At 54.5% G+C, this 14,190-nt stretch carries 11 protein-coding genes and 2 pseudogenes; 9 read left to right on the plus strand and 4 right to left on the minus strand.

What is annotated here, in order from left to right; translation table 11 throughout:
* Window positions 1-16: 16 nt before the first annotated feature.
* The 3 genes from mepA (at window position 17) to O1V66_RS01935 (ending at window position 1,827) form a co-directional block, all read left to right on the plus strand.
* Complete coding sequence (mepA, locus tag O1V66_RS01925) at window positions 17-853, plus strand: penicillin-insensitive murein endopeptidase (RefSeq protein ID WP_045047417.1); 837 nt, start codon at window positions 17-19, stop codon at window positions 851-853.
* Window positions 854-898: 45 nt separating this feature from the next.
* Window positions 899-1,465 (plus strand): elongation factor P hydroxylase, encoded by a 567-nt coding sequence (locus tag O1V66_RS01930; RefSeq protein WP_152623593.1) that lies wholly within the window; start codon window positions 899-901, stop codon window positions 1,463-1,465.
* 74 nt (window positions 1,466-1,539) lie between these two features.
* Window positions 1,540-1,827 (plus strand): YfcL family protein, encoded by a 288-nt coding sequence (locus tag O1V66_RS01935; protein ID WP_045047416.1) that lies wholly within the window; start codon window positions 1,540-1,542, stop codon window positions 1,825-1,827.
* Window positions 1,828-1,892: 65 nt separating this feature from the next.
* On the opposite strand, the pseudogene mnmC reads toward O1V66_RS01935, so the two are convergent.
* A pseudogene (gene mnmC / locus O1V66_RS01940) lies at window positions 1,893-3,925 on the minus strand (bifunctional tRNA (5-methylaminomethyl-2-thiouridine)(34)-methyltransferase MnmC2/FAD-dependent 5-carboxymethylaminomethyl-2-thiouridine(34) oxidoreductase MnmC1).
* A gap of 169 nt (window positions 3,926-4,094) precedes the next feature.
* Here mnmC and fabB point away from each other — a divergent pair.
* The 4 genes and pseudogenes from fabB (at window position 4,095) to O1V66_RS01960 (ending at window position 8,987) form a co-directional block, all read left to right on the plus strand.
* Complete coding sequence (gene fabB / locus O1V66_RS01945) at window positions 4,095-5,315, plus strand: beta-ketoacyl-ACP synthase I (RefSeq protein WP_269128053.1); 1,221 nt, start codon at window positions 4,095-4,097, stop codon at window positions 5,313-5,315.
* A 268-nt stretch (window positions 5,316-5,583) separates the two neighbouring features.
* Window positions 5,584-6,081, plus strand: a complete 498-nt coding sequence (locus O1V66_RS01950; RefSeq protein WP_241481382.1) for a DUF2946 family protein — start codon at window positions 5,584-5,586, stop codon at window positions 6,079-6,081.
* Between the two features lie 126 nt (window positions 6,082-6,207).
* A complete protein-coding gene (locus O1V66_RS01955) occupies window positions 6,208-7,716 on the plus strand; it encodes a PepSY-associated TM helix domain-containing protein (protein ID WP_045047412.1) in 1,509 nt (502 codons plus the stop codon).
* A gap of 153 nt (window positions 7,717-7,869) precedes the next feature.
* Window positions 7,870-8,987 (plus strand): annotated as a pseudogene (locus O1V66_RS01960) (SLC13 family permease).
* Here the strand turns inward: O1V66_RS01960 and pdxR are convergent.
* Window positions 8,984-10,441 (minus strand): MocR-like pyridoxine biosynthesis transcription factor PdxR, encoded by a 1,458-nt coding sequence (gene pdxR / locus O1V66_RS01965; RefSeq protein WP_152623611.1) that lies wholly within the window; start codon window positions 10,439-10,441, stop codon window positions 8,984-8,986. The pseudogene O1V66_RS01960 and the gene pdxR overlap by 4 nt on opposite strands.
* Window positions 10,442-10,642: 201 nt before the next feature.
* Between pdxR and O1V66_RS01970 the strand changes: the two genes are divergently transcribed.
* A complete protein-coding gene (locus tag O1V66_RS01970) occupies window positions 10,643-11,098 on the plus strand; it encodes a rhodanese-like domain-containing protein (protein WP_045047410.1) in 456 nt (151 codons plus the stop codon).
* Between the two features lie 12 nt (window positions 11,099-11,110).
* Here O1V66_RS01970 and flk read toward each other — a convergent pair whose 3' ends face one another.
* Window positions 11,111-12,148: a flagella biosynthesis regulator Flk gene (flk, locus tag O1V66_RS01975; RefSeq protein WP_045047409.1), complete on the minus strand. Its 1,038-nt coding sequence runs from the start codon at window positions 12,146-12,148 to the stop codon at window positions 11,111-11,113.
* A gap of 147 nt (window positions 12,149-12,295) precedes the next feature.
* Window positions 12,296-13,210, minus strand: coding sequence for a DMT family transporter (locus O1V66_RS01980; RefSeq protein ID WP_045047408.1), 915 nt, complete (start codon window positions 13,208-13,210; stop codon window positions 12,296-12,298).
* Between the two features lie 164 nt (window positions 13,211-13,374).
* Between O1V66_RS01980 and O1V66_RS01985 the strand changes: the two genes are divergently transcribed.
* The gene (locus tag O1V66_RS01985) at window positions 13,375-14,169 is read left to right on the plus strand and encodes a helix-turn-helix domain-containing protein (RefSeq protein WP_045047407.1); all 795 of its coding nucleotides are present in this window, start codon (window positions 13,375-13,377) and stop codon (window positions 14,167-14,169) included.
* Window positions 14,170-14,190: the final 21 nt, after the last annotated feature.

Genomic DNA, 14,190 nt, shown 5'->3' on the forward strand with positions numbered 1-14,190 from the left:
AGAGTGCAACCCTAGAATGCGGATAAAAATCGGTTTGGCCGGTTTACTGGCGTTAGCAGTGTCGATTCCCTCGCTGGCGGCAACGCCGTGGCAGCGTATTACTCAGCCTGTTGCCGGTGTGCCGCAGGCCGTGGGCAGCTATGCCAACGGTTGCCAGATTGGCGCAAAGCCGTTGCCTATCGACTCGCCCGATTATCAGGTGATGCGAACCGATCAGCGCCGCTTCTATGGTCAGCCCGATCTCCTCACGTTTATCAAACGATTGTCGGCCGAAGCCAATCGCGAAGACCTGGGCACCGTGCTGATTGGCGATATGGCGATGCCTGCGGGCGGGCGCTTTAGCAGCGGTCATGCCAGTCATCAGTCCGGTCTGGATGTCGATATCTGGCTGCAAATGCCGCGCAAACGCTGGACAGCGCAGCAGTTGCTAAAACCTCAGCCTATCGATTTAGTCAGTCGCGACGGCAAAAGCGTGGTCAAAAGTCAGTGGCAGCCGCAAATCGAAACGCTGATCAAACTTGCGGCGCAGGACACCGATGTGGTGCGTATTTTCGTCAATCCGGCGATAAAACAGCAGCTATGCCTCGATGCCGGCAGCGATCGCGAATGGCTGCACAAGGTCAGGCCGTGGTTTGGACATCGCGCCCATATGCACGTACGTCTGCGTTGTCCGGTCGGTGATCACAACTGTGAAAGCCAGGCACCGCCGCCTCCGGGCGATGGTTGCGGCGCCGAACTGCAAAGCTGGTTCCTGCCGCCAAAACCTGGCAGCGGTGTTCCCGTGAAAAAAGAGCCGCCGCCGTTACCGGCCGTATGCCAGTCGTTGCTTGATAACCACGTCGGTCAGCTGTAATTACCGTTTTTGCTGTTTTGTCTTGAGTCGAGTTAGCCCGTAACCATGTCAGCCATTATTTCAGAGTTACCAGAAAATCATCATTATCAGCAGCTTATCGATATTTTCGATGGCTGCTTCAGTCAAGATTACAACACCCGGCTTATCCGAGGTGATGATGAGCCAATCTATCTTCCTGCCGATGAACAGGAAGATTACAACCGCATCGTGTTTGCCCACGGCTATTACGCCAGCGCACTGCACGAAATTTCGCACTGGTGTGTGGCGGGTGCACAAAGACGTAAACTGGTGGATTTCGGCTACTGGTATTGCCCAGACGGCCGCGACGCGCAGACACAGGGCGAATTTGAAAAAGTTGAAATCAAGCCGCAGTCTTACGAGTGGATGTTCTGCGTCGCTGCGGGCTTTAACTTTAATGTCAGCTGTGACAATCTGAGCGGCGATTGTGAACCCGACAGAATCGGGTTTCAGCGCAAGGTGCGGGAAGCGGTGTTGGACACGCTGGCGAAAGGGTTGCCTGAACGCCCGGCGCGTTTCATCAATGCCCTGCAAGCCTACTATCATACGGCCCCGTTGAGTGCAGAGTCTTTTCCTGCTCCACAGGACCTTTGAATTACCGACTGTCGCAGCGTAAAACCTGTTGATAGCGAAGACCTCAGTCAGTGAGAAACAGGAAGAGGAAGAGGATGATCGCAGAATTTGAAGGGCGTATTTTCGCGCTTATTGAAGATATGGTTGAAAGTGCCAGCGACGATGAGCTGTTTGCCAGCGGTTATCTGCAAGGGCATTTAACGGTATCGGTGGCCGATGCCGAAGCCAACGGCGAGAACACGTCCGAGCAATTGAAAGCGCGTGTACAGAATAGTCTCGACAAGGCGATTCAGGCCGGAGAACTCTCTCCGCGCGATCAGGTTCTGGTGCTCGGCATGTGGGAAAACCTTTATCAGAAAGCTCTGCCTGAAACCGAGCGCTGAGTTGGCGGAAACATAAAAAAAGAAAGGGCCTGATGGCCCTTTTTTATGTCTGGCAGTGCGGTGAATCACTCAGATTGCGTGACTGGACGACCCTTGAGCAGCCTGCGAACCCACATTCGGTTCGGGTTGAGCGCGGCAAGAGTAGTCGAATCAAGCGGTAAGGGTTCTCCGGCTATCTGGCTTGCCAGAATCTCTGCGGTCAGCGGCGCTGAACTCAGGCCTCGCGAGCCTAATCCGCCCAGTAAAAACAGATTGCGATGCACCGGTGAAGGCGCAATCTGTTCATTATTTTTAACTGGCGGGGGAGATCGGCATAACCGCCCAGCAGATTGTCATAATCCGGTAAAGCGCCGACCATCGGCAGATGATCGCGCATGGCACAGCGCACGCCGCTGCGCGCCAGCCCTTCGCTCACATCCACCTCGTGCGGCCAGGCGATGTCCGGCAGGCAATCGATCAGTCGCTGACGGTTTTGCTGCTGGTCTTCATCGCGATAAATCGCTTGTTCCTCGCCACGGTGATAGCTTGCGCCGATGCAATGTTGTTGATTGCCTGGATTTACGGGCGTCATATAGCCGTCGTAGCACAGTACCTGTTTCAGTTCACTCAGACGCGGCGTAGTAGGAATATGCGAGACTTGTCCGCTCACGGCATAAACCTGCAATTTTGCACTTTGCTCGAAAGCCGCGATGCCTGGCCCGTTGGCCAGCACCACGGTAGCGTGCTCCACTTCATTTCCTGACGGCAACGCCAGTTTCCAGCCGCCGCTAGCCGTGGGCGTCAGTGCGGTAATCGGATGCTGAAAATGCACGCGAAGACCCAACGCCTCGGCGCGTTCGATAGCCTGCGAAGTCAGTTCGGCAGGACACAGCCATCCGCCCAGCGGATAACTCACCCCACCGTTGCCGCAGGGCAAACCTGCCGCAAGGGCAAACTGTTCGGCATCAAGCGCCGTGGCCAGTTCATGCGGCCATTCACCGGCAAGCATGTTGTCGATTTTACTCTGACTCTTTTCGTCAAAGCCCAACTGCACCACGCCACACCAGTCATGGTCGAAAGTCAGACCGGTGGCGCTCAGGGCGCTGTACTGGCGACGAGCAAAGGTAAAGGCATGGGCAAAGAACTGCTCGATGGCGTTGTGTTGTCCATTTAGCAGCGGATACACCGCGCCCTGACGGTTGCCGGAAGCGCCCTGTGCCGGTTTGGCGTCGGCGCAATAAAGGGTGACATTGAAACCGCGGCGCAGTAGCGCAAGAGAGAGCAGGGCGCTGGCAACACCGCCGCCGACTAGCGCGATATCCTGCGGGTTTTCGGCGGCGGTGCGGTCATACCACGGCATCGGGTGCGGGTGTTTGGGGGCGATTTCGCGCCAGCCGCTCAGCATCTCGCGTTTTCTGCCGTGGCCTTTGACGCGGCTCACGTTGAATCCAGCCTGTTGCAAACCTCGGCGCACGAATCCGGCGGCGGTAAAGGTTGCAAAAGTGCCTTCCGGACGTGTCATCTTCGCCATCGCGGTGAAGAGGTCGTCGGTCCACATATCGGGATTTTTGGAGGGCGCAAAACCGTCGAGGAACCAGGCATCGACCTGCTGATACAGGCTCGCGTCACAGTTTGGCAGCAGATGGGTGACATCGCCGAACCACAAATCCAGCGTAATGCGCCCACCGTCGAGCAGAAGTCGATGACAGCCCGCGAAAGGCAGGGGCCATTGCGTGCGCAGTTCATCGGCAAACTCGGCCAGTTCAGGCCAGTGACGGTGCGCCATTTCCAGATCCGTCACGGAAAGTGGAAATTTTTCATAGCTGATGAAATGTAATCGCTGAAGCGTTGTCTGATGTTGCTGCTGTTTGAAGTCGGCAAAGGCCTGCCAAAGCGTTAAAAAATTTAAACCTGTGCCAAAACCGGTTTCGGCAATGACCAACAGCGAACGAGCGTGCGTGGCAAAACGCGCGGGAAGATGATTGCCATTCAGAAACACGTGGCGAGTTTCGGGCAAGCCGCCGTCGTCCGAAAAGTAGATGTCATCGAACTGTCGGGAAACAGGTGTACCCTGTTCGTTCCACCTTAAATCGGCTGGCTGTATTGGGGTGTGATCCACGTAAAACTCTCTTGGTTCTAGGCTGTGCGCGAAGTTTAACTGTCTGGTAAACTTCGCGCAAATTTCAATTCTTTACACAAGGATTTGCTGATCGGACTTGTTCGGCGTACAACTGTACGCTAAAGTGCATGACGAAATCCCGAATAGTGAATAGTAAAAGAGGTATTAAATGAAACGTGCTGTGATTACTGGCCTGGGCATTATCTCGAGCATCGGTAACGACAAGCAGGAAGTTCTTGAGTCGCTGAAAGCAGGCCGCTCCGGGATCACCTACTCTAAAGAATTTGAAGATGCCGGGATGAAATGCAAAGTCTGGGGCAATGTGAAACTAGACACAGCTGGTCTAATCGATCGCAAAATTGTGCGTTTCATGAGTGATGCTTCTATTTATGCTTATCTGTCTATGGAACAGGCGATTGCCGATTCCGGTCTGACGCCTGAAATGGTTTCCAACGAACGCACCGGTCTGATTGCAGGTTCCGGCGGCGGTTCACCACGCAACCAGGTTGCGGGTTCCGATGCCATGCGTGCGACCGGCCTCAAAGGCGTGGGTCCATTTATGGTGACCAAGGCGATGGCTTCCGGCGTTTCTGCCTGCCTCGCAACCCCGTTCAAAATCCGTGGCGTAAACTACTCCATCAGCTCTGCCTGCGCGACCTCTGCACACTGCATTGGTAACGCCTACGAAATGATTCAGCTGGGCAAGCAGGATGTTGTTTTCGCGGGCGGCGGTGAAGAACTGTGCTGGGAAATGGCCTGCGAGTTCGACGCAATGGGCGCAATGTCACGTAAATACAATGACACCCCTGAAAAAGCATCCCGTACCTACGACACCGAGCGCGATGGTTTCGTTATCGCAGGCGGCGGCGGTATGGTTGTTGTTGAAGAGCTGGAACATGCTCTGGCACGTGGTGCGCATATCTATGCAGAAATCGTGGGTTACGGCGCAACGTCTGACGGTGCCGACATGGTTGCTCCATCCGGCGAAGGCGCAATGCGTTGTATGAAGATGGCGATGCAGGGCGTTGATACCCCGATCGACTACCTGAACGTACACGGTACTTCTACCCCAATCGGCGACGTGAAAGAGCTGGGCGCGGTGCGTGAAGTGTTCGGCGAAAACACGCCGGCAATCTCTTCCACCAAAGCCATGACCGGTCACTCTCTGGGTGCCGCAGGCGTGCAGGAAGCGATTTACACCTTGCTGATGGCCGAGAACAACTTTATTGCGCCGAGCATCAACGTTGAAAACCTCGACGAAGCGGCAAAAGGCGTTAACATCATTACCGAGAAAACCGACCGCGAACCGACAACCGTCATGTCCAACAGCTTCGGTTTCGGCGGCACCAACGCCACTCTGGTAATGCGTAAGCTGCCAAACGACCGTTAATCTCTCCTGTAGATTTACCGTTGTTAAAGAAAGCCCGCCTTAAGGTGGGCTTTTTCTTTTTCACTGCCGCGTTAAAACCTGTCTCCGGCATGGCTTCTATTTGCCTGCATTCGTTAGCTGTTTCAGCTACAATCGCTGCCGTCTTTCTCTATAAGATTAATTTTTATTAAACATGACGGTTCTGCTAAACCAAATAGTGTATTCACGACGTCGCTTGTTTGCCTGGCTGGGCATCGGCGCGATCCTGATGCTATTTATTGCGCCCGTTGTGTCAAACATACTAGTCGCGCAGGGCATGCCCATGCCCATGATGGCCGACATGACCCTGTCGCCTGAGGTGCCAGAGACATCCGAAATGACCATGTCGTCGGAAATGACCCTGTCGTCGGCGATGCCGCAGACATCCGAAATGTCCACGTCTACGGATGCGGCAAAGATGGCCGCTATGCCGATGCCTGATCATGTTATGCCGACACATCCCGCAGCAGCATCTCCTCCGGCATCGACCTTAACCTCGTTATCATCAACTTCTGCACCGGCCAATACGTTGTCTCCGGATGAGATGATGGGCGTCGCCTGCGGATACTGCGTGCTGCTGATGCATCTGCCATTGCTGGTGTTACTGGCCGTGGCGTTGATCTGGTCACTCTCTGTCGTTGTCCGCCCGCTGTTTTCCCGCATTACGCCTTGCCTGCTTTCTTCGCCAACGTTAACAGATTCTCAACCCCGTGCTCCGCCTGCCTCTGTCCTGTTCGCTTTCATTTAGCCGCATAAGGCAAAAAAGCGTTTAACAATCTGATTTGACCTCAATACTCTGCGAGCAGGGACATTCACCTTGTCTGCCCGCGGCGTGATTTGATTTTTTATTACTGACAGGCTTCAGGACATTGTTATGAATCACACCCAAGGCCCTATGGCGACGACAGTCGAGCCGAGCGCCAAAGCGGCCGCACTGGCGCTCCTAAAACGTATCCATTTCTATATCGGACTTTTTGTCGGCCCGTTTATCTTTATTGCCGCCCTGACGGGGGTGCTGTATGTGGCTACCCCGCAAATTGAAAATAAAATCTATGCCGAACAGCTTTTTACTTCCTCACGTGGCGACGTTCAGCCACTTTCTCGACAAATAGACGCGGCGAGAGCGGTCATGGGAGAACAGGCCCGCATCTATGCGATTCGCCCGGCGCCCTCGGAGGGCGAAACGACCCGCGTACAGTTTTCTCGGAGCGGGTTAGGCGCATCCGAAAGCCGCGCCGTGTTTATCGACCCCGTAACTCTTGACGTGAAAGGCGACTTAACTGTTTATGGCACCAGCGGTGTGCTGCCGTTTCGCACCTGGCTCGACAATTTGCATCGCGGCTTGCTGCTGGGCGACATTGGCCGCAACTACAGCGAGCTTGCCGCTTCCTGGCTCTGGGTCGCTGCGCTGGGCGGCATATTGCTCTGGGCCTTCACACGAACAGGGCATAAAAGCGCACGCAGTATCAGCAAGCAGGGCGCACAGCAGCGTCGCGGGCGTTTATGGCATACTTCGCTGGGTCTGATACTGCTTGTCGGTCTGCTGTTCTTCTCTGCAACCGGCCTGACCTGGTCGCAGTGGGCCGGCAATAATATCGGCATCTTGCGCGCCGACATGGGGTGGCTAACCCCGGCCGTCTCCACCCAGTTGGGAGAGGACAAGGAGCCGCAACCTGCCGATGAACATGCCGAGCACCACGCGTCGTCCATGTCCGATATGGACATGTCCGAGATGAAAATGCCCGATATGCCGGATAGCGTCATGAGCGGCATGCATCATTCACCTGTCTCCAGCAGCATTCAGGTTGATGCCGTAACCTTTGACGGCGTTGTTGCCGCTGCACGCCATGCCGGTATTCATGCGGCCAAAATTGAAATCCGCCCCGCCTATCAGGCCGAAAAAGCCTGGACAGTCAGCGAAATCGACCGCAGCTGGCCTACGCGGGTGGATGCCGTCTCCGTTGATCCCGCGACACTTCGCATTGTCGACCACGTCTATTTTGCGCAATTTCCGCTCCTCGCCAAGCTCACGCGCTGGGGCGTCGATGCCCATATGGGCGTACTGTTTGGTGCAGCGAATCAGTTGCTGCTGATTTTCTTCGGACTCGGGACCTGCGCGCTCATTGGCTGGGGTTATCTGCTTTGGTGGCAGCGTCGGCCAAAAATGGCGGGTCAGCGAAGTCCTGCCGCGACGTTGATTCAAACCTGGCGTGCGCTACCTATCCTTATGCGCTGGAGCTTTTTGGCGCTGGTGGTTGCTCTGGCGTTCAGTCTGCCGGTAATGGGCGTAAGCCTGCTTCTGTTCCTGCTGGTAGACCTGCTGCGCTGGCTGCATCAATCCCGAACGCGTGAGGCGCGGCAGATTACCTCTGCGGCAAAATAACATGCATCAGGAGAGGCGCAAGTGGCGCCTCTTTTTTATTTATGGATTTGCGAGACGTCGCGGAGAGTTGTGTTATCTCTCTGGCGTAAAGCATGGCCTTCAGGTAACGTCTGCCCATCCTTTATCGGTCTTTGAATTTGCGGTGTTTTTATCATGGCTCAGACGTTTACAATGTTGTTTCGTCCATTTTTGCGTGACCGATTCTTGCATGTGCTTCTTTTGCTCGGCGTCATATTGACCTGCTTTCACCCTGAAAAAGTGCCGAAATTCGCCAGTTTTGTTGACTGGAATACCATCGTTACGCTGCTCGGGTTACTGATGTTGACCAAAGGGGTAGAGTTGAGCGGCTACTTCGATTTTGTAGGGCGCAAAATGCTCGACACGCTGGATAACGAACGGCGATTGGCGTTGTTTTTAGTTAGTGCGGCGGCGGTGCTGTCGACTTTCATGACTAACGATGTGGCGCTGTTTATTGTAGTGCCGCTGACCATTACCCTGAAAAAACTCACTGCGCTACCCGTCACGCGGCTGATTATTTTCGAGGCTCTGGCGGTGAATGCCGGTTCCTTGCTGACGCCGGTCGGGAACCCGCAGAACATTCTGTTATGGAACCGCTCCGGCGAATCTTTTGTACATTTTATCGGGCAAATGGCTCCGCTTGCCCTTGTGACAATGGCGGCACTGCTGATAGTGACCTGGTTCAGTTTTCCATCGCATACGCTGAAAAAAAGGGCAGCCAGCATAGCAACACCTTCAGTAAACCCCTGCTGTTGGCCTGCGTAGTGCTTTATCTGCTGTTTATCGTCTGTGTCGATGTCGGCCTGGCGCTTTATGGACTGGTCGCAGTGCTGGCGGGGTTTTTGATAATGTCGCGACAGGTATTGCTCAGAATCGACTGGCCATTGATTTTGGTGTTTATTGCCATGTTTATCGATGTTCAGCTCATTATCAGCCTTGGCCCGTTGCAGCAGGCGTTCGGCGGGATTTCATCGTTACCCGAATATGGGCATTACCTGCTTGGAATGGGGCTTTCGCAGGTGATAAGCAACGTGCCTGCCACCATTTTGCTGATAAATTATATGCCCCCCAATGCGTTGTTGGCTTATGCCGTCAACGCAGGTGGTTTTGGTCTGGCCATCGGCTCACTCGCCAACCTCATCGCCATGCGCATGTCTGGCGAGAAGAAAATCTGGCTGACCTTTCACTATTATTCGTTTCCGTTCTTGCTTTTCAGCGGCCTCGTCGGCTGGTTTATGCTGGCACTGCTCTAGATTTCCAGTTGGGATAAACGCGCAACAGCGGCGGTTATCTCTGCTGGGGTCAACGCCGAGAACCCGAGCAGCCAACCATCTTTGACGGGAGGAGAGCACGCGGGCGCACGCAAATCGGATGCGGGCGCGGCGGGAAAAGAATCAGGGAGATAGAGCGCTGAAAGACCCGGTGTTATCACGCCGAGGTGTCGAGCCTGCCGAGTCAGCGCGAGCTCCTGCTTGTCTGGAAGCTTTACTGCAAGCTGCAAACCACCGGCTGCAGTTTGAGGAACCATCCAGCTGCCCAGCTTTTGATGTATTTGCGACAGCAGGTGATCGCGTCGACTGTGATAAAGCTGGCGCATTGCGCGCAGATGAGCGGCGAAATGCCCCTGCTGGATGAATTCGGCAGTGATTGCCTGCATAAACTGCGAACTATGCCCGTCAAACACCGTTCGCAACTGGGTCATTGGCTCAACGAGTTGGGGCGGAAGCACCATGTAGGCGATGCGAAGAGAGGGAAAAAGAACCTTGGAAAAGGTGCCCAGATAGATGACGCGCTGCTGTTTATCCAGTCCCTGCATGGCGGGAAGCGGACGGCCATCATAGTGAAGTTCGCTATCATAATCGTCTTCGACTATCCAGCTATTCTGCTCGGCTGCATATTTTAGTAACGCCAGCCTGCGCGCTAGACTCAGACTGACGCCTGTTGGGTAATGATGCGAAGGTGTAAGTGAGATAAGCCGAGGAACAGGGCAGTGACCTGCAAAGTTCATCCCCTGAGCATCAACGGGAATGGGTTGCAGGTCGGCACCAGCTCCCAGAAACGCATTGCGTGCGCCAAGATAGCCGGGCTGCTCAATCCATACGCAATCCCCGTTATCAACGAGCAAGGTCGCCAGGAGCTGTAATGCCTGCTGGGAACTGGTAGTGATGACAACTCGTGAGCCGTCGCAGACAACACCGCGTGACTGTCGAAGATACTGGGCAATGCTTTCGCGAAGCGGCAGGTAGCCTTGCGGGTCGCCATAACCCATCAGATTTTCGCCCTTGAGACGCATGACTTTATGCGTGGTTTGTCGCCAAAGCCGGTGTGGAAAGGCGCGAAGGTCTGGCGAACCCGCAGCGAAGGGTAGGGGAGTTTGCGGGTCAAAACAGCCGCCGGTGGCAATAATGGCCGCTCCACGCGTCGAAAGCCCCGGATATTGAGAGAGGTTACTGGCAGCGTTTTTTCTGGCGAAACGATGTTCTCGACCTTCAAGGGGCTGTTTATTCGCAGCCAGGGGTGTCACCTCGGCGCTGATAAACGTCCCTTTTCCAACTTGGCGAACAAGGTAACCTTCGGCTTCAATCTGGCTATAGGCCGCTTCGACCGTAACGCGTGAGATTCCCAAGTCGGCTGCCAGCAATCTCGAAGAGGGCAGTCGTTGCAGAGGCAATAGGTGGCCGCTGTTAATACCCTGTCGCAGCGCCATGCAGAGGCGATCGCGCAGCGATAGATTCTCGCCGACGTGTTCAAACAGTTGAACAAGGGCGCCCTGACGCGCTCCTGGTGAAGTGTGAGGTTTACTGTTCAAAATGGGTCTTATCGTACGTAAATAATTGGTACTAATTATAAGACCAAAATGCGGCAAAATTGATTCTCCACAGTCGAATTTTTCTTTCAAGGGGTCCAGATGCAAGCCAAATCCAAAGTCCTCGCTTTTGCGCCACCGCCACCCGAAGTTAGTGAAAAGTACCTGCACGCGAAGTTGAGTTTCTATACGGATGCCTGGGACGTTGCCGAAGATCTGCGACGACACGTGCAGGAAGTGGTGGTGATTGATACACGTTCGCCAGCACATTACGAGGCAGGGCATATACCCGGTGCCATCAGCTTCCCGCATCGTTTAATGAGCGAAGACACGACCCGCAGGCTGGAACGCGACAAGGTGTATGTCACTTATTGTGACGGAATTGGGTGCAATGGCTCGACGCAGGGCGCTTACAAGCTGGCGCGTCTTGGGTTTCGGGTCAAGGAGTTGATAGGTGGACTGGATTTCTGGATACGCGATGGGCATCCGCAGGCCAAAGGCACGGAGGCCGGTGTTTATCCGGCCAATGAACAATCTGTGGACTGTGGCTGCGACTAGGCGGGCCAGAAATTAAACAGCCCACCAGAGAATCAACGCGAGCACGAAGAGCAGAATCAGGGTCAGCCACAGACCGCCGTTAGGCTGCATCGATTCGGGCAGCATGGCGACAAACGGATTACCGCGCGTTTCGCCGCGCCCGATACGCGGTGAGCGCTCTTCCGACTTGTCGCTACGCGGCGCGCGGTCGGCACGCAGGTCGAACAAGACCCGAATCAGGTAGTTAACCTGTGTCGGTGTCAGTGGTGTATGCGGGGTTGCGTTAAAGTTGCTTGCGACATACTCCGTCAGGCGATGCTGTTCGCGTTCGCTGGCAGGTTGTTTTAACACGCTCAACAAGCTGGTCAGGCTTGGCACACTCTGCTGGCTCACGGTAATCTTGACCTGGGCAAACTGGGTTAGCAGCTGGAAATGCTTGGCCGGGATAGGATCGCCGACCTTGATGCCCACCATCATAAACAGCTCCTGCCAGATTTTGGCCGGCGCTTCACCGGTGGCGGCGCTGAGTTTGGTGACAAACTGCTGCAGGCTGTTATGTTCGGCCGGAAGCAAAGGGCGATCCATAATCGTCGTCTGCTGCGGTTGCGGAATGGTCATTTCGCGAGACTGAATCAATTGCAGCACTTTTTCGAGTTGCGCATGACTCAATTGGCTCAGCACCGTATGACCAAAGTTGTGACGGATAAAGTCGCTGACGGCCTGACGATTATTGCCGAGCGGCAGCAGTTCGGTGAGTTGCTGCATGAGTTGGCGGGTGGCGTGGCCATCCTGCGCCTGGCTTAATTTGCTGACCAGCAAAGACTCGGCGCGCGCGAACTGACTGGCGTTTAACTCGCTGTCGTGGGACAACGCAAGATCATGGCGCAGGTTGGCCCAGATTTCCGGCGATTTCATGGCGGTCAACGCCATGAGTTTTACAATCAGCTTTTCCAGCGTGGTGCGCTGCGCGGGGGTGAGCGGCTGATTTTCGCCTGCTCCGGCAGGGACTGTTCGTTCAGTAGGCTGTTCCCGAGAGTTATCAACGGGTGAGCGGCCACTCAATGGTTGCATATTACCAGTCCTTGCTAAGAGTATTTCCCTCCCGAAGGTTGATTTCAGGGGAGAGAGAAGAGTTAAACGCGGCGTCGAGCGCGACATCATACAGATAAATGTTAACTATCGACACCGTGAATGCCTCCGTGGCCAAGATTCTTTCCCTTAACTTTTCAGCTCGGAGTCAACCAGCTCGATTTTTGGTCGACATTTGAACAGCGGCGTGCGCAATCGCTGAGCCAGTATCACGCCAAAGAGGGTAATGCCGCCGCCAATTAGATGATAGCTGTGCAAATGTTCGTGCAAGAAAATCACCGCAATAATGGCCGTAAAAATGGGGGTCAGATTCATGAAAATGGTCGCCAGATTGGCCCCAAGATGCTGTACCCCTTTGATCCATAAAAACGGCGCAATGATTGAAGCCGGAATACCGGCAAACAGCACCAGCGGCAGATTTTGTTCATTTAATTCTACATTGTTTGTCATCAGGAAATTGGGTGCCAACATCACAACGCCGAAAATAATCTGGATATAAAGCGACTGCCAGTTAGGCAGCGGAATGGCCCAGCGTTTGGTTAATACCCCGTAAAGCGCGTAGGAAGCCGAAGCGGCGAGCATCATGACTTCACCCATGCCGATGCCCTGCTGGAACAATCTTTCTGGATGACCCGTACTGACTAGCCAAACCAGACCGGCCAGTGAAACCAGACCTCCCACCGCAATGCCAACGGTAGGCACTACGCTAAGCACGACGAGGCTTATCAGTACCGTCAACAGCGGGATCAACGAGGCAATAATGCCCATAAACAGGGCGCTGACGGTATGCGCCGCATAGTAGGCCAAACTTTGGTACATCACCATGCCGAGCAGGCCGAGCACCAAAAATTTCCACCAATATTTTTTGATTTCTTTGCGATTGCGCAATACGCCAGGCAGAACAAAAGGCGTGAGCGCCACCAGTGCAATGACCCAGCGATAGAAAGAAATGGCGGCAGGGTCGATAGCACCCGCGGCAGCTTTACTGACCACAGCGTTTAACGACCAGATGATTACGGCAAAAAGAGGGAACAAAAGGTTCATCGACAAGATCCAAAGTAAGTTATTGACCTAGTGTAGAGCTGTCTGGTTTGTAATATATACTGATAACCAGACATCTTTTTTTGTTTGCCCGCCAATTTGATTCAAGAGTAGCGTTTTTTACCCTGAGTCAACACAGACCCTTTGCCAACCCAGGATTTATCGTTATGAACACCGCGCGCCGAGGCCGCCCGCCGCCGCACTCCTATCCCTTGCCGATGCTGGCTCCCGAAACGCTGCTGTTTCGCGGCGAGTCAGTAAGCGCCAATACGGAATACGCCTCGCATTTACATCATTGGAGCCAGATTATTTGCGTGAAATCTGGCGTACTGTCAATGGAGGTGGCGGGCCAGCGTTTTCTTGCGCCGCCCGAGTTTGCATTCTGGCTACCCGCAGGCACTCTGCATTCAAGCTATAACCGCAAGGCAACGAGGTTTTATGCGATTGATATTGCGCAGGAATTAGCAAAGGATTTACCGCAGACGCCGTGTATGCTGAATCTCACACCGGTCTTCAAGGCCATTGCCGACGACTGTATCGCGCGGGGAATTTCAGTACCGAAAACGGCGTCTGATATGCGGATGTGTCAGGTACTGCTGGATCAGATTGCGATTTGTCCGCGTCTCGATACTTATTTGCCCGGCTCGCAGGACAAGCTGCTGGCACCCATTTTATCGGCCCTCGAGAAAGACCCGGCCAATAATCTGTCGCTGGCGGAGTGGGCCACCCAGGTTTATACCTCTGAACGCACGCTGTCACGGCGCTGTCAGGAGCAACTTGGCATGGCATTCAGTGAATGGCGGCAGCGGCTGCGTTTCCTGTATGCCATTTCCCTTCTGGAACAAGGGAAAAGCGTGGGCGAGGTCGCGCTCGAGGTGGGTTATAGCTCGTCGTCGGCGTTTATCTCAATGTTTGTGCAGATTGCCGGCACCACGCCGCAGCGTTTTCGCAACGAGCAATAGGTGGCCGGGTATATCTGGCAA

Source organism: Rouxiella chamberiensis, from assembly GCF_026967475.1.
Lineage (GTDB): Bacteria > Pseudomonadota > Gammaproteobacteria > Enterobacterales > Enterobacteriaceae > Rouxiella > Rouxiella chamberiensis.